At 71.6% G+C, this 1,690-nt stretch carries 2 protein-coding genes; both read left to right on the top strand.

Annotated features, from left to right (window positions below):
• Positions 1–62: 62 nt before the first annotated feature.
• Positions 63–950 (top strand): xanthine dehydrogenase family protein subunit M, encoded by an 888-nt coding sequence (locus A5713_RS13445; protein ID WP_068096142.1) that lies wholly within the window; start codon positions 63–65, stop codon positions 948–950.
• Complete coding sequence (locus A5713_RS13440; RefSeq protein ID WP_067923356.1) at positions 943–1,428, top strand: (2Fe-2S)-binding protein; 486 nt, start codon at positions 943–945, stop codon at positions 1,426–1,428. Before A5713_RS13445 ends, A5713_RS13440 begins: the two co-directional genes overlap by 8 nt.
• The last annotated feature ends 262 nt before the right edge of the window (positions 1,429–1,690 follow it).

Below are 1,690 nucleotides of genomic sequence, written 5' to 3'. Positions count from 1 at the left end.
AGGGTCACCCGGCTGCCGGCCAGCCCGGCATCGATCGCCGCCCTGCTGGAGCGGGGTGAACGATGAAACCGGCCGCGTTCGAATACCACCGCCCCGACACCCTCGACGACGCCGTAGGCCTGCTGGCCGAGCTGGGCGATGACGCGAAGATCCTGGCGGGCGGCCAGAGCCTGGTGCCGATGCTGGCGATGCGGCTGGCCTACTTCGACCATCTCATCGACATCTCCCGGCTGCCCGAGCTGCAGGGCATCGACCGCAGGGGCAACGAGCTGTGGATCGGCGCGGGCACCACGGAGGCGGCCGTGGGCGCCGACGACCAAGTGCGCCAAGCGGTTCCGCTGTTGACCCGGGCGACGCCGTTCGTCGGGCATTTCCAGATCCGCAACCGCGGCACCCTTGGCGGGTCGATCGCCCACGCCGACGCCGCCGGCGAATACCCCGCCGTGGCCCTGACGCTGGACGCGGTCATGGAGGTCGCCTCGCCGCGCGGGCGCCGCGAGATCGCGGCCGCCGACTTCTTCGCCGGAGTATGGGAGACCACGATGGACTCCGACGAGGTGCTGACCGGCGTGCGATTTCCCGTGTGGGACGGCAGATCCGGGTTCGCGGTGGAGGAGTTCTCGCGCCGGCACGGCGACTTCGCGATCGCGGGCGCCCTGGTCGCCGTCCAGCTCGACGACCGGGATCGGGTGTCGGGCTGCGCGATCGGGCTGCTGGGCATGGGGCCCACGGTGCGCCGCGCGACCGCGGCCGAGGTGGCGGCGGTGGGCAGGCCCGTCGCCGAGCTGGTGCCCGAACAGATCGGCGAAGCGGCCATGAGCGGGCTGGACGACGTTCCCAACGACCTACAGGGCTCGGCGTCGTACCGGCTGAAGGTGGGCGCCGCGATGGCCGGGCGGGCCTGGACACGAGCGACAGCCGAAGCGGCCACGGGGGCAAGCGATGCGTGAACACCCAATCGAACTGTCCGTCAACGGGACTCCGGTCACCGCCGCCGTCGAACCGCGGATGACGCTGGCGGACTTCCTGCGGGAGCGGTGCGGCCTGACCGGCACGCACCTGGGCTGCGAGCATGGGGCGTGCGGGGCCTGCACGGTCCTGCTGGACGGGGAGGCCGTGCGTTCGTGCCTGATGTTCGCGGTGCAGGCCGAGGGGGCGGAGGTGACGACGGTCGAAGGCGTTGCCGCACCGGACGGCACCCTGTCGCCCGTGCAGTCGGCGCTGCGGGAGTGCCACGGGCTGCAATGCGGCTTCTGCACGCCGGGTTTCGTCATGTCGCTGACCGCGCTGCTGCGCGACAATCCCGACCCCAGCGATCACGAGATCCGCGAGGGCCTGTCGGGCAACTTCTGCCGGTGCACCGGTTACCAGGGCATCGTGGCGGCCGCCCGCCGGGCCGCCGAGACCCAGTCGGTCACGCCGCGATAAAGCTTCCCCATCGGGGCGGCATCGTAGGCGCGCGGCTGCCGGGGGTTTCGCCACTTCGCGCGTAATCTGATTTCCCGGTATCGGGTGATCAGCGGGAGTGATGCGTGCGGTTTTCGCAAAGGGCACGGTGGAGCCTTGCCGGTGGATCCCTACTGATCGCGCCGGTGATGGTCAGTCCCGCACTCATCGACGCCTGTAGCACCACCGTCGCCGGCCGGCCCGTCGCGGCGCCGGGGGCCGGCCCGGTCGAACCCTCGTTCCC

The organism is Mycobacterium sp. E2497 (assembly GCF_001668695.1).
GTDB lineage: Bacteria > Actinomycetota > Actinomycetes > Mycobacteriales > Mycobacteriaceae > Mycobacterium.
Note: the sequence above shows the minus strand (reverse complement) of the source record. Positions and strands in the feature narration are given on the sequence as shown.

Coding starts and splice junctions, on each gene's coding strand:
- A5713_RS13445 (WP_068096142.1), top strand. CDS start 63: ATGAAACCGGCCGCGTTCGAATACCACCGCCCCGACACCCTCGACGAC.
- A5713_RS13440 (WP_067923356.1), top strand. CDS start 943: ATGCGTGAACACCCAATCGAACTGTCCGTCAACGGGACTCCGGTCACC.